The following is a 23,333-nucleotide window of genomic DNA, read 5'->3' as shown; positions in this document are numbered from 1 at the left end:
GTGGTCGACGAGGGATGGACCGCCCGGGCCGCCGAAACTCATCGGTGGCCCGGGGGACCCCTCACCTCACCCGGCCTGCGCCACCACGTGGTCGAGCACCTGCTGGAAGTCCTCGGTCGGCGAGAACTCCACCAGCTCGCTGTCCTCCAGCGCCACCGGCACATGGCCGGGGCCCCAGTAGTACGCCTGCCCCGCCTCGTACTCCTCCTCGCCCGTGGCCGTGCGCATCCTGATCCGGCCCTTGAGCAGGTAGCCCCAGTGCGGGCACTGGCAGGCGTCGTCGGGCAGCCCCTTGAGGGCCGGGCCCATGTCCGTGCCCTGAGGGAGGGTGATGTAGCCCACCGACAGGCCGCCGCCGATCGGCATCATGCGCAGTTCCACGCCGTCGCCTTCGAGGGCGACAGGTACGTCGTTCCGGGTCGCCGCCGTCATGGTTCCTCCGCTCCGGCCCACCAGGGCCTCGTACGCCCTCAGCAAACCCCGTACCTCCAGCCTGGGCCGCCGGACCGCCCCCCGCGACATCACGATCCGGTCAAGAGGTACCGCCGGGGGCTTGATTCGGCCGCGTGTAATCGATTCCATGCTCCCGTCGATGTAATCGATTCCACGAGCACTCACCCCGTGCTCCCGACTGATCCACAAGGAGGTGGAGCGGCGGTGGCCAGCATCAAGGACGTCGCTGCCGAGGCCGGCGTCTCCGTCGCCACGGTCTCGCGCGTCCTGAACGACCACCCGTCGGTCAGCGCCGACGCACGCACCCGCGTGCTGGCCGCCGTCGAGACCCTGGGCTACCGCCCGAACGCCGTCGCCCGCTCCCTGCGCACCGACCAGACCCACACCCTCGGCCTGGTCATCAGCGACGTGATGAACCCGTACTTCACCGAACTGGCCCGCTCCGTCGAGGAGGAGGCCCGCGCGCTCGGCTACAGCGTCATCATCGGCAACGCCGACGAGCGGCCGGACCTCCAGGACCACCACGTGCGCACCCTGCTCGACCGCCGCATCGACGGTCTGCTCGTCTCCCCGACGGACGGCGGCTCGCCGCTGATGCTGGACGCCGTGCGGGCCGGGACGCCCATGGTGTTCGTGGACCGGTGGATCCCGGGCGTGGACGTGCCGGTGGTGCGGGCGGACGGGCGGAGTGCCGTACGGGACCTCGTGGCTCATCTGCACGGGCTGGGGCACCGGCGGCTCGCCATCATCGCGGGTCCGGCGGCGACCACGACCGGCCGCGAGCGCGTCGAGGTCTTCCGTGAGGCGCTCGGCGCGTACGGGCTCGAACTGCCCGACGCCTACATAGGGCAGGGCGACTTCCAGGCCGAGAGCGGCCGCCTGGTCACCGAGGGCTTCCTCGATCTGGCCGAGCCGCCCGAGGCCGTCTTCGCCGCCGACAACCTGATGGCGCTCGGCGCGCTGGACGCCGTACGGGCGCGTGGCCTGCGGGTGCCGGACGACCTGGCGCTGGCCGCGTTCGACGACATCCGGTGGTTCGTGCACACCGATCCGCCGGTCACCGCGATCGCCCAGCCCACGGGCGAGCTGGGCCGGGCCGCCGTACGGGCCCTGGTCGACCGCATCGAGGGACGGCCCGGCGAGTCCGTGACCCTCCCCGCCCGGCTCGTCGTACGCCGCTCGTGCGGCGAGAACCCCACCCCAGTGCAAAGGAGCACGACGTGAGCAACGCGGACGAGTTGCTGCGCATCGAGGGCATACGGAAGACCTTCCCGGGCGTGGTCGCGCTGGACGGCGTCGACTTCGACCTGCGCCGCGGCGAGGTGCACGTACTGCTCGGTGAGAACGGTGCCGGCAAGAGCACCCTCATCAAGATGCTATCCGGCGCCTACACCCCCGACGCCGGGCGGATCCTGGTCGGCGGCGAGGAGACGCGCATCCAGGGCGCGCAGGACTCCGAGCGGCTCGGGATCGCCACCATCTACCAGGAGTTCAACCTCGTACCCGACCTCACGGTCGCCGAGAACATCTTCCTCGGACGCCAGCCGCGCCGCTTCGGGATGATCGACCGGAGGCGGATGGAGGCCGACGCCGAGGTCCTGCTGAAGCGGGTCGGCGTGAGTGTGTCCCCCCGCGCCCGGGTCCGTGAACTCGGCATCGCGCGCCTGCAGATGGTCGAGATCGCCAAGGCGCTCAGCCTGAACGCCCGCGTGCTGATCATGGACGAGCCGACCGCCGTGCTCACCTCCGAGGAGGTCGACAAGCTCTTCGCCATCGTGCGCACGCTGCGCGAGGACGGCGTCGGGATCGTCTTCATCACACACCACCTGGAGGAGATCGCCGCACTCGGCGACCGGGTGACCGTCATCCGCGACGGGAAGAGCGTCGGGCAGGTCCCCGCCGCCACCCCCGAGGACGAGCTCGTCCGGCTCATGGTCGGCCGCTCCATCGAGCAGCAGTACCCGCGCGAGCGGGCCGACCGCGGCGCCGCCCTGCTCACCGTCGAGGGGCTCACCCGGGACGGCGTCTTCCACGACATCGGCTTCGAGGTGCACGCCGGTGAGGTCGTCGGCATCGCCGGGCTGGTGGGCGCCGGCCGTACCGAGGTCGTCCGCGCGGTCTTCGGGGCCGACTCGTACGACAAGGGCACGGTGAAGGTGTCCGGCACCCCGGTCGCCAAGTACGACGTCAACGCGGCGATGACCGCCGGGATCGGACTCGTCCCCGAGGACCGCAAGGGCCAGGGCCTGCTGCTGGACGCCTCGGTCGAGGAGAACCTCGGCCTGGTGACGCTGCGCTCGGCCACGCGTGCCGGGCTCGTCGACCTCAAGGGCCGGCGCGAGTCCGCCGAGCGGATCGCGGGGCAGCTCGGCGTACGGATGGCGGGCCTCGGCCAGCACGTGCGCACCCTCTCCGGCGGCAACCAGCAGAAGGTCGTCATCGGCAAGTGGCTGCTGGCCGACACCAAGGTGCTGATCCTCGACGAGCCGACACGCGGCATCGACGTCGGCGCCAAGGTCGAGATCTACCAGCTCGTCAACGAACTCACCGCCGCCGGCGCGGCCGTCCTGATGATCTCCAGCGACCTTCCCGAGGTGCTCGGCATGAGCGACCGGGTGCTGGTGATGGCCCAGGGCCGGATCGCCGGTGAACTCTCCGCCGCCGAGGCGACCCAGGACGCCGTGATGGCACTCGCAGTAAGCAACCCCAGCACTGACAAGGAGGCCTCCCGTGGCCACTGACACGCTCAAGAGCACGACGGGCGCGGGTGGCGCCTCGGGAGGCCTGCGCCGCCTCCTGCTCGACAACGGCGCGCTCACCGCGCTCATCGTCCTCGTCATCGCGATGTCGGTGCTGTCCGGCGACTTCCTGACGACGGACAACCTCCTCAACGTCGGCGTGCAGGCGGCCGTGACCGCCATCCTCGCCTTCGGTGTCACGTTCGTGATCGTCTCCGCGGGCATCGACCTGTCGGTCGGCTCGGTCGCCGCGCTGTCCGCCACGGTCCTCGCCTGGAGCGCCACCTCCGCGGGCGTCCCGGTCTTCCTCGCCGTGCTCCTCGCCATAGCGACGGGCATCGTCTGCGGCCTGGTCAACGGCATCCTGATCTCCTACGGCAAGCTGCCGCCGTTCATCGCCACGCTGGCCATGCTGTCCGTGGCCCGCGGCCTGTCCCTCGTCATCTCCGAGGGCTCCCCGATCGCCTTCCCCGACTCCGTCTCCCACCTCGGCGACACCCTCGGCGGCTGGCTGCCGGTGCCGGTCCTGGTGATGGTCGTCATGGGCCTGCTCGCGGCCTTCGTGCTCGGCCGGACCTACATCGGCCGCTCGATGTACGCGATCGGCGGCAACGAGGAGGCCGCGCGGCTGTCCGGCCTGCGTGTGAAGAAGCAGAAGCTCGCCATCTACGCCTTCTCGGGCGTCTTCGCCGCCGTCGCCGGCGTCGTGCTCGCGGCCCGGCTCTCCTCCGCGCAGCCCCAGGCCGCCGACGGCTACGAGCTGGACGCGATCGCCGCCGTCGTCATCGGCGGCGCCTCCCTCGCGGGCGGCACCGGCAAGGCGTCCGGCACGCTCATCGGCGCGCTGATCCTGGCCGTGCTGCGCAACGGGCTCAACCTGCTGAACGTCTCCGCGTTCTGGCAGCAGGTCGTCATCGGTGTCGTCATCGCGCTCGCGGTGCTGTTCGACACGCTGCGGCGCAAGGCGGGCGCGACCCCGGTGGCCGGTGCCTCTTCAGGAGGCAAGGGCAAGCAGGCGGCGACGTACGGGCTCGCCGCCGTGGTCACCGTCGCGATCGTCGGCGCCACGTCCTTCCTGCACAACGGCTCCTCCGCCGCGAGCAGCCCCAAGATGGGCCTGTCGCTGTCCACCCTCAACAACCCCTTCTTCGTACAGATCCGGGCGGGTGCCGAGGCCGAGGCGGAGAAGCGGGGCGTGGACCTGACCGTCACGGACGCCCAGAACGACGCCTCCCAGCAGGCCAACCAGCTCCAGAACTTCACCAGTTCCGGCCTCGGCGCGATCATCGTCAACCCAGTGGACTCGGACGCCGCGAGCAACTCCGTGAAGGCCGCCGACCAGGCGAAGATCCCGGTCATCGCGGTCGACCGGGGCGTCAACAAGGCGTCGGTGGACGCCCTGGTCGCCTCCGACAACGTGGCCGGCGGTGAACTCGCCGCCAAGACCATCGCCGACAAGCTGGGCGGCAAGGGCAAGATCGTGATCCTCCAGGGCCAGGCCGGCACGTCCGCGGCCCGGGAGCGCGCGCAGGGCTTCGCCAACGGACTCAAGGCCTTCCCCGGTATCCAGGTCGTCGCCCAGCAGCCCGCGGACTTCGACCGCACCAAGGGCCTCGATGTCATGTCGAACCTCCTCCAGGCCCACCCGGACGTCCAGGGCGTCATCGCCGCCAACGACGAGATGGCGCTCGGCGCGATCAAGGCGTTGGGCTCCAAGGCGGGCACGTCGGTCCCGGTCGTGGGCTTCGACGGCACGCCGGACGGACTGAAGGCGGTCGAGGGCGGCACGCTGTACGCGTCGGTGGCGCAGCAGCCGTCCCAGCTCGGGAAGATCGCCGTGGACAACGCCCTGCGGGCCCTGAAGGGCGAGAAGGTCGAGGAGACGGTGAAGGTGCCGGTGAAGGTGGTCACCAAGGAGAACGTGGCCGGCTTCAGCGGCTGACCTCGGGGAACGGCCGGGCGGTCACCCACAGCCGGTGGACCGCCCGGCCATGTCACTCACGTGGGGAGCAACTCATGTATGACTACGACCTCCTGGTCGTGGGGTCGGCCAACGCCGACCTGGTGATCGGAGTGGAGCGCCGGCCCGGTGCCGGCGAGACCGTGCTCGGCTCCGACCTGGCCGTCCACCCGGGCGGCAAGGGCGCGAACCAGGCGGTGGCCGCCGCCCGGCTCGGTGCCCGTACGGCGCTGCTGGCCCGGGTCGGCGACGACGCGCACGGCCGGCTGCTGCTGGACTCGCAGCGGCAGGCAGGCGTCGACACGGTGGGTGTCCTGGTGGGCGGCGCGCCGACCGGCGTCGCGCTGATCACGGTCGACCCGTCCGGGGACAACAGCATCGTCGTCTCGCCCGGCGCGAACGGCCGCCTCACCCCGGAGGACGTCAGCGCCGCCGGGTGCCTCTTCCAGGGCTCCCGGGTGGTGTCGGCGCAGCTGGAGATCCCGCTGGAGACGGTGGTGGAGACCGTACGGAGCCTGGCACCGGGGAGCCGTTTCGTGCTGAACCCCTCGCCGCCGCGCCCCCTTCCGCGGGAGGTGCTGACGGCCTGTGACCCGCTGATCGTGAACGAGCACGAGGCGAAGGTGATCCTGGGCGACTCCGCCGTCGGGGACACCCCCGAGGACTGGGCGCGGATCCTCCTCGCCAAGGGCCCGAGGTCGGTGGTGGTGACGCTGGGCGCCGAGGGCGCGCTGGTGGCGTCGGCGGAAGGCGTCTCGCGCGTCCCGGCCGTGAAGGTGGAGGCCGTGGACACGACGGGGGCGGGCGATTCCTTCACCGCCGCGCTGGCCTGGCGGCTGGGGGCGGGCGAGTCCCTGGCCCGGGCGGCGGCGTACGCGGTGCGGGTGGGGGCCGCGACGGTGACGAAGGAGGGCGCGCAGGCGTCCTTCCCGACGGCGGCGGAGGTCGCCGGCTCATGAAGAAGGCCGGAATACTGAACCGCCACCTCGCCGGTGCGCTGGCCGAACTCGGCCACGGCGACGGGGTGCTGGTGTGCGACGCGGGCATGCCCATCCCCGACGGCCCCCGGGTGGTGGACCTGGCCTTCCGGGCGGGGGTGCCGGCGTTCGCCGAGGTGCTGGACGGGCTGCTGGCCGAGCTGGTGGTCGAGGGGGCGACGGCGGCGCAGGAGCTGCGGGATGCCAACCAGGAGGTGTCGGCGCTGCTGGAGGGGCACTTTCCCGGGCTGCGCCTGGTGTCGCACGAGCGGCTCAAGGAGCTCTCGGAGGAGGCCCGCCTGATCGTCCGCACGGGCGAGGCACGGCCGTACGCGAACGTCCTGCTGAGGTGCGGCGTCTTCTTCTGATGCCTTCTGATGACGCCTACTGACGCCTTCTGAGGCCGCGAAACGCGCCCGGACGGTTTCGAGGGGGCCCGGTCCGTCGACCGGGCCCCCTCGGCTTTTCCCCTCCCGTCAGGAGCCCCCGCGATCCCCCCAGATCCCCCTCCAGAAGTCCTGACGCCTAGTACGACAGCCGTGGGGCCGGAAGGGTTGCACGGCGAGGTAAGGAATTCTTGCCGGATTCTTGAGAGGCCCTCCGACGGCGTGCTCACCGCGGGCCGGGCCCGGCGCCGGGTCGCCGTCGGCGGGCTGTGAGTACGCGGGTGAGGCTCCCGTCGTCCTCCTCGATGTCGCGCACGTGCTCGAATCCGATCCGCCCGAGCAGGCGCAGCGAGGCCTCGTTCTCCGCGGCGACGGTGGCGTGCACCCCGGCGAGCCCGAGCGTCCCGAAGCCGTAGGCCAGGAGGGCCTCGGCGAGCTCGGTCCCCAGTCCGCTTCCCCAGGCCTCGGGAGTCAGCGCGTAGACGATCTCGTGTCCGTCCACCGCGTCGGTCCGCTTGATCTCCGCATGCCCGACCAGCCGCCCGTCGCGCCGGACCGCCCACACGTCGAACAGGTCCCGCGCGTAGACCTTGCTGAAGATCCGCCCGAACAGGGCCCGGTCGTCCGCCTCGGAAGAGGGTCCGTCACCCATCCACCGGGACACCCCGACGTCCTGGAACAGGGCGACGAAACCCTCTTCGTCGTCCGGGGTGTAGGGGTCCAGGAGCAGGCGCGCGGTGCGCAGGGTCGGGGGCATGGGGCGGACGCTATCCAGGGGGAGGCGGAGCGGCAATCGGGTTCAGTGCCGCCCGGGCAGCCGCCGGCGCCCTCACCGCCGCAGGCTGTAGCTCACCATCGACGCCCCCACCACCGACCCGAACGCCGGCAGCAGGAACTGCGCGAAGGCCTCCCAGCCCCAGACGATCCCCGCGCATGCCGCCGTGATGTTGATGGCCAGGGACATGATCCACAGGGCGACGCTCTGGGCCTGGGGTGACATCGTTCCTCGTCGTCATTCGGGGCGGGGAGAAGGAAGGGGCCCGGGGCGGAATCAGCCCGGCCCCGGGCTGGGGAGCGGGCGGAATTCCGGCGCGGGTTCCCGGTGCAGCGGGGGAGAGCCGGGGGTGTTCTCGTTCGGAGCGGAAGGCCCCGGAGCCACGACCGTGTGATCCCCGGAGATCGCGGGGGCCGTCACGAGCAGCGTCAACGTGCTGACGGCGCACAGGGCTACGAGAAGCGTGCCCGCGGTGTATGCGCGCAGAGGGACGCTCGGGCCTGGGGAACGCATCGGCATCACGGTCGCTCCGGAATCGAATCCGCCCCCCTTGACGAACCCCTGAATTCTTCCACGGGAAAGGATCACAAAAGGGGCGGCACAGATGCTTGAACTGTAAAGCTTCGGACTCTTGTGTGAATTGGCCGTGAAAGCCGAAGCCTTGGTCGCATACTGATCGGCCGCTTTATGCGGGTACCGTCGGCGGTTCCGCCCCCCACCGCACTGTCGTACCCGGGCGGTACCGTCGGATCATGACCGATCAGGCGGGGGCCGCCCAGGCGGGCGAGCGGCGCATGGCCACGCTGGAAGGCGTACTCGAACGCATCACGTACGCCAACGAGGAGAACGGCTACACAGTCGCCCGGGTCGACACCGGCAGAGGCGCCGGCGACCTGCTGACGGTCGTCGGCGCGCTGCTCGGCGCACAGGTGGGCGAGTCCCTGCGCATGGAGGGCCGCTGGGGTTCCCACCCGCAGTACGGAAAGCAGTTCCACGTCGAGAACTACACGACGGTCCTGCCGGCCACCGTCCAGGGCATCCGCCGCTACCTCGGCTCCGGCCTGGTCAAGGGCATCGGCCCGGTCTTCGCCGACCGGATCACGCAGCACTTCGGCATGGACACCCTCCAGATCATCGAGGAGGAGCCCAAGCGCCTCATCGAGGTCCCCGGCCTCGGCCCCAAGCGCACGAAGAAGATCGCCGACGCCTGGGATGAGCAGAAGGCCATCAAGGAGGTCATGCTCTTCCTCCAGACGGTCGAGGTCTCCACGTCCATCGCCGTGCGCATCTACAAGAAGTACGGCGACGCCTCCATCTCGGTCGTGAAGAACCAGCCGTACCGCCTCGCCTCCGACGTCTGGGGCATCGGCTTCCTCACCGCCGACAAGATCGCCCAGTCCGTCGGCATCCCGCACGACAGCCCGGAGCGCGTCAAGGCCGGATTGCAGTACGCGCTGTCCCAGGCCACCGATCAGGGCAACTGCTACCTCCCCGAGGAGCGCCTCATCGCGGACGCCGTGAAGCTCCTCCAGGTCGACACGGGCCTCGTCATCGAGTGCCTGGCGGAACTGGCCGAGCCCCCGGAGGAAGGCGAGGACCCCGGCGTCGTACGGGAGAAGGTGCCGGGCCCCGACGGCGGGGAGCCCGTCACCGCGATCTACCTCGTCCCCTTCCACCGCGCGGAACTCTCCCTCTCCGCCCAGCTGCTGCGCCTCCTGCGCACCGGCGAGGACCGCATGCCGGGCTTCCGGACCGTGGCCTGGGACAAGGCGCTGAGCTGGCTGAAGGGGCGCACGGGCACCGATCTCGCGCCCGAGCAGGAGGCCGCGGTCAAACTGGCCCTGACCGAGAAGGTCGCCGTCCTCACCGGCGGCCCCGGCTGCGGCAAGTCCTTCACGGTCCGCTCGATCGTGGAGCTGGCCCGTGCCAGGAAGGCGAAGGTCGTGCTCGCCGCCCCCACGGGCCGGGCCGCCAAGCGCCTGTCCGAGCTCACCGGCGCCGAGGCCTCCACCGTCCACCGCCTGCTGGAGCTCAAGCCCGGCGGCGACGCGGCCTACGACCGGGACCGCCCGCTGGACGCGGACCTGGTGGTGGTCGACGAGGCGTCCATGCTGGACCTGCTGCTCGCCAACAAGCTGGTGAAGGCCGTCCCGCCGGGGGCGCACCTGCTGTTCGTCGGGGACGTCGACCAGCTGCCCAGCGTCGGCGCGGGGGAGGTGCTCCGCGACCTCCTGGCCGACGGCGGCCCGGTCCCGGCGGTCCGCCTCACCCGGGTCTTCCGGCAGGCCCAGCAGTCCGGCGTGGTGACGAACGCGCACCGGATCAACGCCGGCCAACACCCGGTCACGGACGGCATGAAGGACTTCTTCCTCTTCGTCGAGGACGACACCGAGGCCGCCGGCCGGCTCACCGTCGACGTGGCCGCCCGGCGCATTCCGGCCAAGTTCGGGCTGGACCCGCGCCGTGACGTCCAGGTCCTCGCTCCCATGCACCGCGGCCCGGCCGGCGCGGGCACCCTCAACGGCCTGCTGCAACAGGCCGTCACCCCGGGCCGGCCCGACCTGCCCGAGAAGAGATTCGGCGGACGGGTGTTCCGTGTCGGCGACAAGGTCACCCAGATTCGCAACAATTACGAGAAGGGCAAGAACGGTGTCTTCAACGGCACCGTCGGCGTGGTCACCTCGCTCGACCCGGTCGACCAGCGCCTGACGGTGCTCACGGACGAGGACGAGGAGGTGCCGTACGAGTTCGACGAGCTCGACGAGTTGGCCCACGCGTACGCCGTGACGATCCACCGCTCCCAGGGCAGCGAGTACCCGGCGGTCGTCATCCCGGTCACCACGGGCGCCTGGATGATGCTCCAGCGGAACCTCCTCTACACGGCGGTCACCCGGGCCAAGCAGCTGGTCGTCCTCGTCGGTTCGCGCAAGGCGATCGGCCAGGCGGTGCGCACGATTTCGGCGGGCCGGCGGTGCACGGCACTCGACTTCCGGCTCGGTTCCGCGAAAAATGATCGATCAAATGAGTCGTGAAGGTCACAAGACACTTCCGGAAGGGGGACCCAGGGGGCAGGATGAGCAAGTTGACGGCACTCAGTGCCGTCGATAGGCCCGATGGTCGACCCCGAGTGCACTCTCCTGAGCCAAGTGGGGGATGGTAGAGACAGTCAGGGCACCTCGAAGATGAGGCACAACGTCGGTGAGGGAAGACGTGAGCGACAACTCTGTAGTACTGCGGTACGGCGACGGCGAGTACACCTACCCGGTGATCGACAGCACCGTCGGTGACAAGGGCTTCGACATCGGAAAGCTCCGCGCCCAGACCGGTCTGGTGACGCTGGACAGCGGTTACGGCAACACGGCCGCTTATAAATCCGCCGTCACCTACCTGGACGGCGAAGCGGGCATCCTGCGGTACCGCGGCTACCCGATCGAGCAGCTGGCCGAGCGCTCCACCTTCCTGGAGGTCGCCTACCTGCTGATCAACGGCGAGCTGCCGACCGTCGACGAGCTCTCGGTGTTCAAGAACGACATCACGCAGCACACCCTGCTGCACGAGGACGTCAAGAACTTCTACAAGGGCTTCCCGCGCGACGCCCACCCGATGGCCATGCTGTCCTCGGTCGTCTCGGCGCTGTCCACGTTCTACCAGGACAGCCACAACCCGTTCGACGAGCGCCAGCGCAACCTCTCCACGATCCGGCTGCTCGCCAAGCTTCCGACGATCGCCGCGTACGCGTACAAGAAGTCGATCGGTCACCCGTTCGTCTACCCGCGCAACGACCTCGGCTACGTCGAGAACTTCCTCCGCATGACCTTCTCGGTCCCGGCGCAGGAGTACGAGCTCGACCCCACCGTGGTCTCCGCGCTCGACAAGCTGCTGATCCTGCACGCGGACCACGAGCAGAACTGCTCGACGTCCACGGTCCGCCTGGTCGGCTCCTCGCAGGCGAACATGTTCGCCTCGATCTCCGCCGGCATCAACGCCCTGTGGGGCCCGCTGCACGGCGGCGCCAACCAGTCGGTGCTGGAGATGCTGGAGGGCATCCGCGACTCCGGCGGCGACGTCGACACCTTCATCCGCAAGGTGAAGAACAAGGAGGACGGCGTCCGCCTGATGGGCTTCGGCCACCGGGTCTACAAGAACTTCGACCCGCGCGCCAAGATCATCAAGGCCGCCGCGCACGACGTGCTGTCCGCGCTCGGCAAGTCCGACGAGCTGCTGGACATCGCGCTGAAGCTGGAGGAGCACGCGCTCTCCGACGACTACTTCGTCTCGCGCAGCCTCTACCCGAACGTCGACTTCTACACGGGCCTGATCTACCGGGCCATGGGCTTCCCGACCGAGATGTTCACGGTCCTGTTCGCCCTCGGCCGCCTGCCGGGCTGGATCGCCCAGTGGCACGAGATGATCAAGGAGCCGGGCTCCCGCATCGGCCGCCCGCGCCAGATCTACACGGGCGTGGTCGAGCGCGACTTCGTTCCCGTAGAGGAGCGCTGAGCCGCAGCAGCGCTTCGGCCCCCGTATCCGCTTGGCGGGTGCGGGGGCTTTCGCGTGGGCGGTACGCGCTTCGCGTGATCTCTCACGTGATTTCTTACGCAATGAAGAAGGCGCCCCGGCGTCGGTCCCCCCACGGGCCGACGTCCAGGGCGCCTTCCCAGTCCCGGTACGGATTCCCCCCACGGGATCCGGCCGGGCGTCTGTGAGGACAGCGCCTGAATCGCTGTTGAGCAGAACGAGCAGAACTCGTCGTACTGCGGTACTGCGGTGCTGCGGTGCTGCGGTATTGCGGTGGTTGTGCGATCTGCCGGGACAGCACACGCCCGGGAGGGCCGCTCAAAGCTTCCCGGTGTACCTGCCCCGGCAACGCTCCCCCAAGCTCTCAACTTCGTTCGAGCAGGGAGGTACCCCCATCCGGAGAAGTCCCCCAAGACATCTCCAGATGCCAGGTGGCGCCCCCCAAGACGCTCCCTGACATCGTCAACTTAGACCTTCGAACCCCTTCGATGGTTACGTTCACATCACTGTGATCTGCGTCTCTTGCGTATGTCCGTTAGATGCGCAAGAGCCCGGGTATGCCGTTCGAGGCCCAAGCGTAAGGATGATGCGCGAGCCTTGTGAAGAGCTTATGTGAGCCGGGCCCGGGACTCCAGAGGGGCTCAAATCGCGTTCGCCGTGAACTTGGGCCGAATTCGGGCGACTTCACCGAAATGTCCGCAGCCGCAGACTGTTCGTGACGACGAAGACCGACGAGAAGGCCATAGCGGCCCCCGCGATCATCGGGTTCAGCAGGCCCGCGGCGGCCAGCGGAAGCGCGGCCACGTTGTAGCCGAAGGCCCATACGAGATTGCCCTTGATCGTGGCCAGGGTCCGGCGGGACAGCCGGATCGCGTCCGCGGCCACCCGCAGATCGCCGCGGACCAGCGTCAGATCGCCCGCCTCGATCGCCGCGTCCGTGCCGGTGCCCAGGGACAGGCCCAGATCGGCGGTGGCGAGCGCGGCCGCGTCGTTGACGCCGTCGCCCACCATGGCGACGACCCGCCCCTCGGCCTGCAGCCGCCGTACCGCGTCGACCTTGTCCTCGGGCAGCACCTCGGCCACCACCTGCTCGATGCCCACGGCCGCGGCCACCGTCTCGGCCACCGCACGGTTGTCCCCGGTCAGCAGCACCGGCGTGAGTCCCAGGGCGCGCAGCTCGCGCACGGCCTCGGCGCTGGTCTCCTTGACCGCGTCCGCGACGGCCAGCACGGCCCGCGCCGTTCCGTCCCAGCCGGCCACGACCGCCGTACGCCCGGCCCGCTCGGCCTCGTCCCGCGCGCGGGCCAGCTCCGGCGGCAGCTCGTCGAAGAGCCGCCCCACGGCGACGTCACGGCCCTCCACGCGCCCGCGTACGCCCCGCCCGGGCACGTTCTGGAACGCTTCGGCCTCCGGGAGCCGCCCGGCGCTCTCCTCGGCGCCCAGCGCGATCGCACGGCCGACAGGGTGCTCGGAGGCGTGCTCGACGGCGCCCGCGAGCCGCAGCACCTCCTTCTCGTCGGCGCCCTCGGCGAGGTGGATCTCCTGGAGGGTCATCCGGCCCGTGGTGACGGTGCCGGTCTTGTCCAGGACGACCGTGTCGACCCGGCGCGTGGACTCCAGGACCTCCGGGCCCTTGATGAGGATGCCGAGCTGGGCGCCGCGGCCCGTGCCGACCATCAGGGCGGTCGGCGTGGCCAGGCCCAGCGCGCACGGGCAGGCGATGATCAGGACGGCGACGGCAGCGGTGAACGCGGCGACGCCGTCGCCCGTCAGCCCGAGCCACGCCCCGGCCGTGGCGACGGCGATCAGCAGCACCACCGGCACGAAGATCCCCGAGATCCGGTCGGCGAGCCGCTGTACCTCGGCCTTGCCGTTCTGCGCGTCCTCCACCAGCTTCGCCATCCGCGCGAGCCGGGTGTCGGCGCCGACCCGCGTGGCCTCGACGACCAGCCGCCCGCCCGCGTTGACCGTCGCGCCCGTGACCGCGTCCCCGGCCGTCACGTCCACCGGCACCGACTCGCCGGTCAGCATCGAGGCGTCCACGGCGGAGGCACCCTCGACGACCGTGCCGTCGGTGGCGATCTTCTCGCCGGGCCGTACGACGAACCGGTCGCCGACGGCGAGGCGCTGCGCCGGGATCCGCACCTCGCGCCCGTCCCGCAGCACGGCCACGTCCTTGGCGCCCAGGTCCATCAGCGCCCTGAGCGCGGCGCCCGCGCGGCGCTTGGAACGGGCCTCCAGCCAGCGGCCCAGCAGGATGAACGCGGTGACGCCGGAGGCGACCTCCAGGTAGATCGAGGAGGCGCCGTCCCCGCGCGAGACCGTGAGCTCGAAGGGGTGCCGCATGCCCGGCATGCCCGCGTCGCCGAGGAACAGCGCCCACAGGGACCAGCCGAAAGCGGCCAGGGTGCCGAGGGAGACCAGGGTGTCCATGGTGGCGGCGCCGTGCCGGGCGTTCGTCCAGGCCGCCCGGTGGAAGGGCAGCCCGCCCCAGACGACGACCGGCGCGGCGAGGGTGAGCGAGAGCCACTGCCAGTTGTCGAACTGGAGCGCCGGAACCATGGCCAGGAGGATCACGGGCAGGGCGAGGACGGCGGAGACGGTGAGGCGCCGGCGGAGCGCCGACAGCTCGGGGTCCTCCGTCTCGGCGTCGGAGGCCTCCTCCCGCGGGGGTGCGGGCTCCTCGGCGGTGTACCCGGTCTTCACCACGGTGGCGATCAGGTCGGCGACCTCGATGCCCGCGGGGTAGGCGACCCGGGCCTTCTCCGTCGCGTAGTTCACCGTGGCGCAGACGCCCTCCATACGGTTGAGCTTCTTCTCGACGCGGGCCGCGCAGGAGGCGCAGGTCATCCCGCCGATGAGCAGCTCGACCTCGGCGAGGGCCGGCTCCCGGTCGGCCGGTGCCTTTGCGGTGGTGCTGGTCATGTCCTCTGACTCCAGGAGATGCGGGTGCCCGGGAAGCGGAACGGGCCGTACGGGCCGGGGCGGCGGCGTACGGCCCGTACACGGGTACGAGTGCCAGGACCGGCGCGTCTCAGACCTGCCGGCCGCCGGACTTGGGTGCGTCAGGCCCGGCCGTGGGCCGGGCCCGGGTGGCTCAGGCCCGGCCGGCCAGTTCGAAGCCGGCCTCGTCCACGGCGGTGCGTACGGCCTCGTCGTCGAGCGGGGCCGCGGAGACGACGGTGACCTCACCGGTCTTGGCGACGGCCGTCACCGAGCTCACGCCGGAGATCTGGGAGATCTCGCCGGAGACCGCGCCCTCGCAGTGTCCGCAGCTCATGCCGCTCACCTTGAAGACGGTGGTGACGGGGCCCGTGGTGTCGGTCTGGGCGGTCATGTCGTTACTCCTCGTCGAGGCATGTGGGGCTGTGGGGTCCGCTGAGGGACCCACACATCCCAACTGTACCCCTAGGGGGTATCAGTTCACGACGTCCCCATGAACGGTTCCAGATGGCGCACGAGGGCACCCTTCAGCTCCTGCACGAACGCCTCCCGCTCATCGCCGTCCGGCACGGCCTGGCACGCACCGGCGGGCTGACCACGGCGGCGGCGGTCATGCGCCTCACCGGCCGCGCCACCTGGTGAGGGCCGGGTGCCCTGCATCGTTCCCACGAGCGCTTCGGCCCGGGCGGCTGTCGGCGGGGCCTCGGGTCGTTCGGCGGCCCGCACCGCGGCGCTAGCGTTCCCCAGGGCGCCGGACACCCGGGACGCGCGGTCACCCGACGCCACCCGGGCCCCTGGCGCCCCGGGCACGACAGCGACGAAAGGCGGGTGGGTCCATGCGGGCCGTGGTGTTCGAGCGGTACGGGGAAGCGGCCGAGGTGCGGGAGGTCACGGATCCGGAACCTGCGGAGGACGGAGTCGTCGTGCGGGTCGAGGCCACCGGGCTGTGCCGCAGCGACTGGCACGGCTGGCAGGGCCACGACCCGGACATCGCACTGCCGCACGTGCCCGGGCACGAACTCGCCGGGGTCGTGGAGGCGGTGGGCGCCCGGGTGACCGGATGGCGGCCCGGCGACCGGGTCACCGTGCCGTTCATCTGCGCCTGCGGCACCTGCCCGTCCTGTGCGGCGGGCGACCATCAGGTCTGCGAGCGCCAGACCCAGCCCGGCTTCACCCACTGGGGCTCCTTCGCCCAGTACGTGGCGCTGGACCACGCCGACGTGAATCTCGTGGCGCTGCCCGGGGAACTGTCCTTCGCGACAGCGGCCTCGCTCGGCTGCCGCTTTGCCACGGCGTACCGAGCGGTGGTGCAGCAGGGCCGGGTGGTGGCGGGGGAGTGGGTCGCCGTGCACGGATGCGGCGGGGTCGGGCTCTCGGCCGTGATGATCGCGGCCGCGTCGGGAGCCCGCGTCGTGGCGATCGACGTGTCGGAACGGGCCCTGGAACTGGCGCGGAGCTTCGGCGCGGCCCACTGCCTGGATGCGACGGCGGTGCCGGACACCGCGGCCGCGGTCCGTGAACTGACCGGCGGCGGTGCCCACCTCTCCCTCGACGCCCTGGGCTCACCCGGTACATGCGCCGCATCCGTGGACGGCCTGCGCCGCCGCGGCCGGCACGTCCAGGTGGGCCTGCTGCCCTCACCGGCCGGCACGACCCCCGTGCCGATGGCCCGCGTGATCGCCCTGGAGCTGGAACTGCTCGGCAGCCACGGCATGGCCGCGCACAGCTACCCGCCGATGCTTGAGCTGGTCCGCAGCGGCGTCCTGCGCCCCGACCTGCTGGTGACGTCGACGATCGGGTTGGACGAGGTCCCGGCCGCGCTGGCGGCGATGGGGACGGCGCCGGGAGCGGGGGCCACGGTCATCGAGCCCTGGAGCTGACACCCCGGCCGACGACCGTGCCCCACGCGAGGGCGGGGCACGAGGCCGAGGCAGGGGAGGGACTCACTCGGCTCTTCGGCCGCGGTTGCCGGGCCTGGAGGCGACCCACGCCCGGACGGTGTCGGCGTACCAGTAGGGCTTGCCGCCCTCGACATGGTCGGGCGGGGGCAGCAGCCCGTGTTTGCGGTAGGACCGAACGGTGTCGGGCTGCACCCGGATGTGCGCCGCGATCTCCTTGTAGGACCAGAGCCTTCGGTCGGTCATGACGTGCACCTCCCCGCGCGCACCACGGCGGCGGCCGTGGACGGCCGTCCGGGGGAGCCGGGTGCTGCGCTGGCGATCAACAAGCCTGTGTCCGGTCAACGACTCTCTGTGACACGGGGCAGGGCCTGTGGGCCGGGTGTGACGGAAGACCCGCGTACACGGCACGCACGTGACAGGACGGGGGCGTTTGTGACACAGCCGGGGCAAAGGCGCGCTCCGGACCGTCGGCGGGGCGCCTTGACGCGAAGTCCGATGCGCGGGCGCCGGGACCGACACCGAGGCCTGAACACCACGGAACCGTGAAACCCGGATCGCGACATCTCGACCAGGGCATACGGAAAGCGCTGTCATGATCTGGTCCGAATGTCTGGACAAAACATTGACAGGGCGTCGAGAGGGGGCTACAAAACCGGGGAGAGCCGAGCACCGAGGGGACACCGATGGCGTACGACCTGATCACCATGGGGCGGATCGGAGTGGATCTGTATCCGCTCCAGACGGGCGTCCCGCTGCCGCAGGTCACGTCCTTCGGCAAGTTCCTCGGCGGCTCCGCGAGCAACGTCGCGGTCGCCGCGGCCCGCCTGGGGAGGCGGACGGCAGTGATCACCCGCACCGGCGACGACCCCTTCGGCACCTACCTCCACGAGGCACTCAAGGGCTTCGGCGTGGACGACCGCTGGGTCACCCCGGTCCCCGGCCTGCCCACGCCGGTCACCTTCTGCGAGGTCTTCCCGCCGGACGACTTCCCGCTGTACTTCTACCGGCAGCCCAAGGCCCCCGACCTGGAGATCGACGCCCACGAGCTCGACCTCGACGCCGTCCGCGACGCCCGGGTCTTCTGGGTCACGGGCACGGGCCTGAGCGAGGAACCGAGCCGTACGGCGACCCTCGCGGCCCTCGCCCACCGCGCCAAGTCCGGCACGACGGTCTTCGACCTCGACTGGCGCCCCATGTTCTGGACCGACCCCGGCGCGGCCCGCCCCTTCTACACCGAGGCCCTGCGCCACACCACCGTCGCCGTCGGCAACCTCGACGAGGTGGAGGTCGCCACCGGCGTGCGCGAACCCCACGCCGCCGCCCGCGCCCTCCTGGACGCCGGTGTCGAGCTGGCCGTCGTCAAGCAGGGCCCCAAGGGGGTCCTGGCGGTGAACAGCGCCGGCGAGAGCGCCGAGGTCCCGCCGCTGCCCGTGAACGTCCTCAACGGCCTCGGCGCCGGCGACGCCTTCGGCGGCTGTCTCGTCCACGGCCTGCTGGCCGGCTGGGACCTGGAGAAGACCATGCGGCACGCCAACGCCGCCGGTGCCATCGTCGCCTCCCGTCTGGAGTGCTCCTCCGCGATGCCCACCCCGGCCGAGATCGAGGCGGCCGTCACCGCGGGAGCCGTCCAGTGACCGTCGACGTCCTCGAACTCGTCCGCCTGCGCAGCCACCGCCCGGAGGCGATCGCCGAAGCCGCGGCCCGCCGCCCCCGGAGGCCGCTGCTGAACACGAGCGGCCGCCTGATGATCGTCGCCGCCGACCACCCGGCCCGCGGCGCCCTCGGCGTCGGCGGTCGCAGCCTGGCCATGGCCAACCGCGCCGACCTCCTCGAACGCCTGTGCCTGGCCCTGTCCCGCCCGGGCGTCGACGGCGTCCTCGCCACCGCCGACATCCTCGACGACCTGCTCCTGCTCGGCGCCCTCGACGACAAGGTCGTCCTGGGCTCGATGAACCGCGGCGGCCTCCAGGGCGCGAGCTTCGAGCTCGACGACCGCTTCACCGGCCACCGCCCCGAGGACATCGAGCGCCTCGGCTTCGACGCGGGCAAGCTGCTCCTGCGCATCGACTACGACGACCCGGGCTCGCTCACCACCCTGGAGTCCACCGCCCGGGCCGTCGACGCCATGGCCGCCCGCAAACTCCCCGTCTTCGTCGAGCCGTTCATCAGTTACCGCGACGAGCAGGGCCGGCTGCGCAACGACCTCTGCGCCGAGGCCGTCACCAAGTCGATCGCCATCGCCTCGGGTCTCGGCGGCAGCTCCGCCTACACCTGGCTGAAGGTCCCGGTCACCGACAACCCCGACGACATGGCCGAGGTCATGGCCACCTCCACGCTGCCCGCCGTGCTGCTGGGCGGCGAGGTGGGCGACGATCAGGACGGGGCGTACGAGAAGTGGCGCGGCGCTCTGCAACTGCCCACCGTGTGCGGGCTGGTCGTGGGGCGTTCGCTGCTGTACCCGGCGGACGGCGACGTGGCCGCCGCCGTGGACACCGCCGTCGGACTGCTGTGAGGGCCGCCTCATGAACACCCGCACCTTCACCACGGGCGACAGCACGGAAGACCACGAGTTCCCTCTCCCGGGCGCGTCCCGGGCCCAGATCGCCTCCGGCGCGGGAGGCCGCTTTGCTTTGGCAGGAGCGAAGTGCGAGCGACAACTCCCCGCCCGCTACGGCCCCGCGCCGGAGGTCTCCCCGACGAGGCGTAAGCGGCCTCCCCGGGTGAACGCCCGTCGTCACCGCCGCGTATCCGTGACCACCCAGAGGGAGGGACACCGATGACCCCGACGACGAGGCTGACGGTCGCACAGGCGCTGGTGCGCTTCCTGGCGGCCCAGTACACCGAACGCGACGGCGTCCGGCAGCGGCTCATCGGCGCCACCTGGGGCATCTTCGGCCACGGCAACGTCGCCGGCATCGGCCAGGCGCTCCTGGAGCACGCCGAGGAGATGCCCTACCACCAGGGCCGCAACGAACAGGCCATGGTGCACGCGGCGGTCGGCTACGCCCGCCAGTCCGGCCGCCTGTCCACGCACGCGGTGACGACCTCCATCGGCCCGGGCGCCACCAACCTCGTCACCGGCGCGGCCCTCGCGACCATCAACCACCTGCCGGTGCTGCTCCTGCCCGGTGACATCTTCGCCACCCGCCCCGCCGACCCGGTCCTCCAGCAGCTCGAAGTGCCGTACGCGGGCGACGTGTCGGTCAACGACTGCCTGCGCCCGGTGTCGAGGTACTTCGACCGGATCACCCGCCCCGAGTCCCTGATCCCCGCGGCGCTGAACGCGATGCGCGTGCTCACCGACCCGGTCGAGACCGGCGCCGTCACCCTCGCCCTGCCCCAGGACGTGCAGGCCGAGGCGTACGACTGGCCGGAGGAGTTCTTCGCCGAGCGCGTCTGGGCGGTACGGCGGCCCGGCGCCGACCCGGCGGAACTGGCCGAGGCCGTGCGGGCGATCCGGGCGGCGAAACGGCCGCTGGTGGTCGCGGGCGGCGGCGTCCACCACAGCCGTGCCGAGGAGGCCCTCGCCGAGTTCGCAGGGGCCACCGGCATCCCGGTCGCCTCCACCCAGGCCGGCAAGGGCTCCCTGCGCCACGACCACCCCCAGGATGTCGGCGGCATCGGCCACACCGGCACCGCCACCGCGGACGAACTCGCCCGCACCGCCGACCTGGTGATCGGCGTCGGCACCCGCTACACCGACTTCACCACCGCCTCCGGCACGCTGTTCGGCAACCCGGACGTGCGGTTCCTCAACCTCAACATCGCCCCCTTCGACGGCCACAAGCTCGCCGGCCGGCCCCTCATCGCGGACGCCCGCAGCGGCCTGCAAGAGCTCACGGACGCCCTGGGCCTGCACGCGTACCGGGTCGCCGGCAGCTACGCCACCGAGTACACCGAGGACAAGGAGCGCTGGGAGCAGCGCGTCGACGCCTGCTACGAGGTGGACGAACCGGACACCCGCCCGACCCAGCCGCAGGTCCTCGGCGCCCTGGACGAGATCGCGGACGCGTCGGACATCCTGATCAACGCCGCCGGCTCCCTCCCCGGCGACCTGCACAAACTGTGGCGCACCCGGTCGCCCGACCAGTACCACCTGGAGTACGGCTATTCCTGCATGGGCTACGAGATCCCCGCGGCCATCGGCGTGAAGCTGGCCGCCCCGGACCGGCCCGTGTGGGCGCTGGTCGGCGACGGCACGTACCTGATGATGCCGACGGAGCTCGTGACGGCCGTCCAGGAGGGCATCGCGATCAAGGTCCTGATCATCCAGAACCACGGCTACGCGTCCATCGGCGGGCTGTCGGAGTCGGTGGGCGGCGAGCGGTTCGGCACCGCCTACCGCTACCGCTCCGAGGACGGCTCGTACACGGGGCCGCCGCTGCCCGTGGACCTCGCCGCCAACGCGGCCAGCCTCGGCATGCGCGTCCTGCGCGCGAAGACCGTACGGGACCTGCGGGAGGCCCTCGCCGAGGCCCGGGCGGCCGACACTCCCACATGTGTCTACGTCGAGACCCAAACGGCAGACACAGTGTCGGGCGCGCCTCCCGCGCAGGCCTGGTGGGATGTACCCGTGGCCGAGACCGCGACACGGCCGTCCGCGGTCAAGGCACGTGAGCTGTACGAACGGCACGTCTCCACCCGACGCCGCCATCTGTGAAGGAGTTCCCGGCCATGACGAAGATCGTCAACCACTGGATCGGCGGCAAGACCGTCGAAGGCGCCTCGGGCACGCACGGGCCGGTGACCAACCCGGCAACCGGCGAGGTGACGACGAAGGTCGCGTTCGCCTCGGTCGACGAGGTGGACGCGGCGGTCGCCGCCGCCAAGGAGGCCTACCTGACCTGGGGCCAGTCCTCGCTGGCCCAGCGCACCTCGATCATGTTCAAGTTCCGGGCGCTGCTGGACGCCAACCGGGACGCGATCGCCGAGCTGATCACCGCCGAGCACGGCAAGGTGCACAGCGACGCCCTCGGCGAGGTCGCCCGCGGCCTGGAGATCGTCGACCTGGCCTGCGGCATCAACGTGCAGCTGAAGGGCGAGCTGTCGACGCAGGTCGCCAGCCGCGTCGACGTCTCCTCGATCCGCCAGCCGCTGGGCGTCGTCGCGGGCATCACCCCGTTCAACTTCCCGGCGATGGTGCCGATGTGGATGTTCCCCATCGCCATCGCCTGCGGCAACACCTTCGTGCTGAAGCCGTCCGAGAAGGACCCGTCGGCCTCGCTGAAGATCGCCGAACTGCTGTCCGAGGCGGGCCTGCCGGACGGCGTCTTCAACGTCGTCCACGGCGACAAGGTGGCCGTGGACCGCCTGCTGGAGCACCCGGACGTCAAGGCCGTCTCCTTCGTCGGCTCGACCCCGATCGCCCGCTACATCCACACCACCGCCTCCGCCAACGGCAAGCGCGTGCAGGCCCTCGGCGGCGCCAAGAACCACATGCTGGTCCTCCCGGACGCCGACCTCGACGCCGCCGCCGACGCCGCCGTGTCCGCCGCCTACGGCTCCGCGGGCGAGCGCTGCATGGCCATCTCCGCCGTGGTCGCGGTCGGCTCGATCGGCGACGAGCTGGTGGAGAAGATCCGCGAGCGCGCCGAGAAGATCAAGATCGGTCCCGGCGACGACCCGGCCTCCGAGATGGGCCCGCTCATCACCAAGGTCCACCGCGACAAGGTCGCCTCCTACGTCGAGGGCGCGGCGGCCGAGGGCTGTGAGGTCGTCCTGGACGGCACCGGCCACACGGTCGACGGCTTCGAGAACGGCCACTGGATCGGCATCTCGCTGCTCGACAAGGTGCCCACCTCAGCCAAGGCCTACCAGGACGAGATCTTCGGTCCGGTGCTGACCGTGCTGCGCACCGAGACCTACGAGGAGGCCCTGGACCTGATCAACGCCTCGCCGTTCGGCAACGGCACCGCGATCTTCACCCGCGACGGCGGCGCGGCCCGTCGCTTCCAGTTGGAGGTCGAGGCCGGCATGGTCGGCATCAACGTCCCGATCCCGGTCCCCGTCGGCTACCACAGCTTCGGCGGCTGGAAGGACTCGCTCTTCGGCGACCACCACATCTACGGCAACGACGGCACGCACTTCTACACCCGCGGCAAGGTCGTCACCACCCGCTGGCCGGACCCGGCCGACGCCCCCGCGGGCGTGGACCTGGGCTTCCCGCGCAACCACTGAGGCACCCCCCTTGCGTGCCCTCTGACCTGCGGCTTAGTGGTCAGAGGGCGTCGTCAGTCCGCCCAGAGTCCGCAGCACCTTGATCCGGGGAGCTGAACGCGCCGTCGATGGCACGCCTTGTCCGGTCCTCCGAGTCGGGGAACAGGTGGCTGTACACGTTCAAGGTCATCGCAGCGTTCGTGTGCCCGAGGCGCTCCGACACGACCTTCACCGACTCGCCCGCCGCGATCAGCAGCGAGGCGTAGGTGTGCCGCAGCTGGTGCATCGTCACCTCGGGCAGGCCAGCCGTGTTCCGGGCTGGCCGCCATGCGCTGTCCATGAGCCGCGTAGCGACCACAGGGCCGCCCTTCGGGTCTCGGAACAGGAAGTCGTCCGGCCCGCCCGGGAACACCTTCAGGTGCGCAACGAGGGCGTGCAGCACCACGTCCGGCAGCGGGATGACCCGCTCTGACTCCTTCGTCTTGGGCGGGCACACGCGGGTGCCGCCGCCCTTCGTCTGCTGCAC

General features: G+C 71.2%; 20 protein-coding genes and 1 pseudogene. 14 read left to right on the top strand and 7 right to left on the bottom strand.

Features of this window, described 5'->3' with window-relative positions; all coding sequences use genetic code 11:
* Window positions 1-66: 66 nt before the first annotated feature.
* Window positions 67-432, bottom strand: coding sequence for a cupin domain-containing protein (locus A4E84_RS14465; RefSeq protein ID WP_062926968.1), 366 nt, complete (start codon window positions 430-432; stop codon window positions 67-69).
* 225 nt (window positions 433-657) lie between these two features.
* Here A4E84_RS14465 and A4E84_RS14460 point away from each other — a divergent pair, with 225 nt between their 5' ends.
* The 5 genes from A4E84_RS14460 to rbsD all read left to right on the top strand — a co-directional run bounded on the left by A4E84_RS14460 (window position 658) and on the right by rbsD (window position 6,496).
* The gene (locus A4E84_RS14460) at window positions 658-1,677 is read left to right on the top strand and encodes a LacI family DNA-binding transcriptional regulator (protein WP_062926967.1); all 1,020 of its coding nucleotides are present in this window, start codon (window positions 658-660) and stop codon (window positions 1,675-1,677) included.
* Window positions 1,674-3,194, top strand: coding sequence for a sugar ABC transporter ATP-binding protein (locus tag A4E84_RS14455; RefSeq protein WP_062926966.1), 1,521 nt, complete (start codon window positions 1,674-1,676; stop codon window positions 3,192-3,194). Before A4E84_RS14460 ends, A4E84_RS14455 begins: the two co-directional genes overlap by 4 nt.
* On the top strand, window positions 3,184-5,133 hold the full coding sequence (locus tag A4E84_RS14450; protein WP_062926965.1) for an ABC transporter permease/substrate-binding protein: 1,950 nt from the start codon (window positions 3,184-3,186) through the stop codon (window positions 5,131-5,133). The genes A4E84_RS14455 and A4E84_RS14450 overlap by 11 nt, the downstream gene beginning before the upstream one ends.
* A 74-nt stretch (window positions 5,134-5,207) precedes the next feature.
* Window positions 5,208-6,110: a ribokinase gene (locus tag A4E84_RS14445; protein WP_062926964.1), complete on the top strand. Its 903-nt coding sequence runs from the start codon at window positions 5,208-5,210 to the stop codon at window positions 6,108-6,110.
* Window positions 6,107-6,496, top strand: a complete 390-nt coding sequence (rbsD, locus tag A4E84_RS14440) for a D-ribose pyranase (RefSeq protein ID WP_062926963.1) — start codon at window positions 6,107-6,109, stop codon at window positions 6,494-6,496. Before A4E84_RS14445 ends, rbsD begins: the two co-directional genes overlap by 4 nt.
* A 244-nt stretch (window positions 6,497-6,740) precedes the next feature.
* Here the strand turns inward: rbsD and A4E84_RS14435 are convergent, their stop codons facing one another.
* Together A4E84_RS14435 and A4E84_RS42900 are read right to left on the bottom strand one after the other, a co-directional pair.
* Window positions 6,741-7,271 carry a GNAT family N-acetyltransferase gene (locus A4E84_RS14435; protein WP_062926962.1) on the bottom strand — a complete coding sequence of 177 codons (531 nt, stop codon included), beginning with the start codon at window positions 7,269-7,271 and terminating at the stop codon, window positions 6,741-6,743.
* A gap of 72 nt (window positions 7,272-7,343) precedes the next feature.
* On the bottom strand, window positions 7,344-7,514 hold the full coding sequence (locus A4E84_RS42900) for a hypothetical protein (RefSeq protein ID WP_157851227.1): 171 nt from the start codon (window positions 7,512-7,514) through the stop codon (window positions 7,344-7,346).
* 527 nt (window positions 7,515-8,041) lie between these two features.
* Between A4E84_RS42900 and recD2 the strand changes: the two genes are divergently transcribed.
* Window positions 8,042-10,321, top strand: coding sequence for an SF1B family DNA helicase RecD2 (recD2, locus tag A4E84_RS14430; RefSeq protein WP_062926961.1), 2,280 nt, complete (start codon window positions 8,042-8,044; stop codon window positions 10,319-10,321).
* A gap of 178 nt (window positions 10,322-10,499) precedes the next feature.
* Window positions 10,500-11,789 (top strand): citrate synthase, encoded by a 1,290-nt coding sequence (locus A4E84_RS14425; RefSeq protein WP_062926960.1) that lies wholly within the window; start codon window positions 10,500-10,502, stop codon window positions 11,787-11,789.
* 702 nt (window positions 11,790-12,491) lie between these two features.
* On the opposite strand, the gene A4E84_RS14420 is transcribed toward A4E84_RS14425, so the two are convergent.
* Both A4E84_RS14420 and A4E84_RS14415 read right to left on the bottom strand, forming a co-directional pair.
* Window positions 12,492-14,732 (bottom strand): heavy metal translocating P-type ATPase, encoded by a 2,241-nt coding sequence (locus A4E84_RS14420; RefSeq protein ID WP_062926959.1) that lies wholly within the window; start codon window positions 14,730-14,732, stop codon window positions 12,492-12,494.
* Window positions 14,733-14,904: 172 nt separating this feature from the next.
* Window positions 14,905-15,144, bottom strand: a complete 240-nt coding sequence (locus tag A4E84_RS14415; protein WP_062926958.1) for a heavy-metal-associated domain-containing protein — start codon at window positions 15,142-15,144, stop codon at window positions 14,905-14,907.
* A 113-nt stretch (window positions 15,145-15,257) separates the two neighbouring features.
* Between A4E84_RS14415 and A4E84_RS45225 the strand changes: the two genes are divergently transcribed.
* The gene (locus A4E84_RS45225) at window positions 15,258-15,392 is read left to right on the top strand and encodes a hypothetical protein (RefSeq protein ID WP_257784339.1); all 135 of its coding nucleotides are present in this window, start codon (window positions 15,258-15,260) and stop codon (window positions 15,390-15,392) included.
* Between the two features lie 194 nt (window positions 15,393-15,586).
* A complete protein-coding gene (locus A4E84_RS14410; RefSeq protein ID WP_062926957.1) occupies window positions 15,587-16,630 on the top strand; it encodes a zinc-dependent alcohol dehydrogenase family protein in 1,044 nt (347 codons plus the stop codon).
* A gap of 63 nt (window positions 16,631-16,693) precedes the next feature.
* Here the strand turns inward: A4E84_RS14410 and A4E84_RS14405 are convergent, their stop codons facing one another.
* Entirely contained in the window at window positions 16,694-16,894 is a 201-nt protein-coding gene (locus A4E84_RS14405; protein ID WP_062926956.1) for a helix-turn-helix transcriptional regulator, read from the bottom strand.
* Between the two features lie 440 nt (window positions 16,895-17,334).
* Here A4E84_RS14405 and iolC point away from each other — a divergent pair, with 440 nt between their 5' ends.
* The 5 genes and pseudogenes from iolC (at window position 17,335) to mmsA (ending at window position 22,828) form a co-directional block, all read left to right on the top strand.
* Window positions 17,335-18,285, top strand: coding sequence for a 5-dehydro-2-deoxygluconokinase (gene iolC / locus A4E84_RS14400; protein ID WP_062926955.1), 951 nt, complete (start codon window positions 17,335-17,337; stop codon window positions 18,283-18,285).
* Window positions 18,282-19,163: a Cgl0159 family (beta/alpha)8-fold protein gene (locus A4E84_RS14395; RefSeq protein WP_062926954.1), complete on the top strand. Its 882-nt coding sequence runs from the start codon at window positions 18,282-18,284 to the stop codon at window positions 19,161-19,163. The genes iolC and A4E84_RS14395 overlap by 4 nt, the downstream gene beginning before the upstream one ends.
* A 64-nt stretch (window positions 19,164-19,227) precedes the next feature.
* Window positions 19,228-19,341, top strand: a pseudogene (locus tag A4E84_RS44500) (5-deoxy-glucuronate isomerase); the annotation flags it as partial.
* 86 nt (window positions 19,342-19,427) lie between these two features.
* The gene (iolD, locus tag A4E84_RS14390) at window positions 19,428-21,311 is read left to right on the top strand and encodes a 3D-(3,5/4)-trihydroxycyclohexane-1,2-dione acylhydrolase (decyclizing) (RefSeq protein ID WP_062926953.1); all 1,884 of its coding nucleotides are present in this window, start codon (window positions 19,428-19,430) and stop codon (window positions 21,309-21,311) included.
* Window positions 21,312-21,325: 14 nt separating this feature from the next.
* Entirely contained in the window at window positions 21,326-22,828 is a 1,503-nt protein-coding gene (gene mmsA, locus A4E84_RS14385) for a CoA-acylating methylmalonate-semialdehyde dehydrogenase (RefSeq protein WP_062926952.1), read from the top strand.
* Window positions 22,829-22,868: 40 nt separating this feature from the next.
* Here mmsA and A4E84_RS44495 read toward each other — a convergent pair whose 3' ends face one another.
* Window positions 22,869-23,333, bottom strand: coding sequence for a site-specific integrase (locus A4E84_RS44495; RefSeq protein WP_237304913.1), 465 nt, complete (start codon window positions 23,331-23,333; stop codon window positions 22,869-22,871).

The organism is Streptomyces qaidamensis, assembly GCF_001611795.1.
In the GTDB taxonomy this organism is placed as follows: Bacteria; Actinomycetota; Actinomycetes; order Streptomycetales; family Streptomycetaceae; genus Streptomyces; species Streptomyces qaidamensis.
Note: the sequence above shows the minus strand (reverse complement) of the source record. Positions and strands in the feature narration are given on the sequence as shown.

What these genes read in the sequence shown, in the direction of transcription:
- A4E84_RS14465 (WP_062926968.1), bottom strand. Translation starts at nt 432, where the DNA reads ATGACGGCGGCGACCCGGAACGACGTACCTGTCGCCCTCGAAGGCGAC.
- A4E84_RS14445 (WP_062926964.1), top strand. Translation starts at nt 5,208, where the DNA reads ATGTATGACTACGACCTCCTGGTCGTGGGGTCGGCCAACGCCGACCTG.
- rbsD (WP_062926963.1), top strand. Translation starts at nt 6,107, where the DNA reads ATGAAGAAGGCCGGAATACTGAACCGCCACCTCGCCGGTGCGCTGGCC.
- A4E84_RS14435 (WP_062926962.1), bottom strand. Translation starts at nt 7,271, where the DNA reads ATGCCCCCGACCCTGCGCACCGCGCGCCTGCTCCTGGACCCCTACACC.
- A4E84_RS42900 (WP_157851227.1), bottom strand. Translation starts at nt 7,514, where the DNA reads ATGTCACCCCAGGCCCAGAGCGTCGCCCTGTGGATCATGTCCCTGGCC.
- recD2 (WP_062926961.1), top strand. Translation starts at nt 8,042, where the DNA reads ATGACCGATCAGGCGGGGGCCGCCCAGGCGGGCGAGCGGCGCATGGCC.
- A4E84_RS14420 (WP_062926959.1), bottom strand. Translation starts at nt 14,732, where the DNA reads ATGACCAGCACCACCGCAAAGGCACCGGCCGACCGGGAGCCGGCCCTC.
- A4E84_RS14415 (WP_062926958.1), bottom strand. Translation starts at nt 15,144, where the DNA reads ATGACCGCCCAGACCGACACCACGGGCCCCGTCACCACCGTCTTCAAG.
- A4E84_RS45225 (WP_257784339.1), top strand. Translation starts at nt 15,258, where the DNA reads ATGGCGCACGAGGGCACCCTTCAGCTCCTGCACGAACGCCTCCCGCTC.
- A4E84_RS14410 (WP_062926957.1), top strand. Translation starts at nt 15,587, where the DNA reads ATGCGGGCCGTGGTGTTCGAGCGGTACGGGGAAGCGGCCGAGGTGCGG.
- A4E84_RS14405 (WP_062926956.1), bottom strand. Translation starts at nt 16,894, where the DNA reads ATGACCGACCGAAGGCTCTGGTCCTACAAGGAGATCGCGGCGCACATC.
- iolC (WP_062926955.1), top strand. Translation starts at nt 17,335, where the DNA reads ATGGCGTACGACCTGATCACCATGGGGCGGATCGGAGTGGATCTGTAT.
- iolD (WP_062926953.1), top strand. Translation starts at nt 19,428, where the DNA reads ATGACCCCGACGACGAGGCTGACGGTCGCACAGGCGCTGGTGCGCTTC.
- mmsA (WP_062926952.1), top strand. Translation starts at nt 21,326, where the DNA reads ATGACGAAGATCGTCAACCACTGGATCGGCGGCAAGACCGTCGAAGGC.